This is a genomic window from Vibrio sp. 811 (assembly GCF_033339195.1).
The window spans coordinates 1-589 of the sequence record NZ_JAWOUB010000663.1 but is presented as its reverse complement, the minus strand read 5'-3'; the positions used below and the strand labels follow the sequence as shown (position 1 = coordinate 589).

At 45.8% G+C, this 589-nt stretch carries 1 protein-coding gene and 1 pseudogene; one reads left to right on the top strand and one right to left on the bottom strand.

The window, feature by feature from the left end; translation table 11 throughout:
• Nucleotides 1-124: pseudogene (locus tag R7Q46_RS28705) on the top strand (flavodoxin); the annotation flags it as partial.
• A 90-nt stretch (nt 125-214) separates the two neighbouring features.
• On the opposite strand, the gene R7Q46_RS28700 reads toward R7Q46_RS28705, so the two are convergent.
• Nucleotides 215-589, bottom strand: a 375-nt coding sequence (locus R7Q46_RS28700) for a branched-chain amino acid transport system II carrier protein (protein ID WP_318078512.1), incomplete at its 5' end; no start/stop codon positions are given.

The window sequence follows — 589 nt, the reverse complement described above, 5'->3', positions numbered from 1 at the left end:
AACGGAAGATGGCAGCCAATTTGTTGGCCTAGCACTAGATGAAGACTCTCAATACGATTTGAGTGACGAGCGAATTGAAAAGTGGTGTGAACAAGTACTTGTGGAGTTCCACGATACGCTTTAAGCACCGACGCTTACATTGATGCGAACCAGATACAAAAAAGCCCGATGAATCACTTCATCGGGCTTTTTCATTATTCAGTTTCTGGCGTCTTTACGCCGCTTCTTCTCGTAGTTCTGGTTGAACAGATTTAGAGATGAAGAACATGCAGATGATAGCTGACAGAGTAGGAAGAACCCAACCCATGCCCACTTCAAACAGCGGTAGTACGTTGAACGCAGATACATCCAAACCAGCAACTTTCGCTGCATCAACAAGTGCGAATAATAGTGATACTAGCAGTACCGCACGGTATGCAAAGCGAGGATTTGGCAGCTTGCTACGAACAAAGGTAAGAGCAACCAAAGCAATCGCCACTGGGTAAAGGGCAAACAGTACAGGTACAGAGAGCGAAATCAATTGCGCTAGACCAACGTTAGCAACTAGCGCACATACTGCACCGTTGATCAGAACCCACTGCTTGTATGA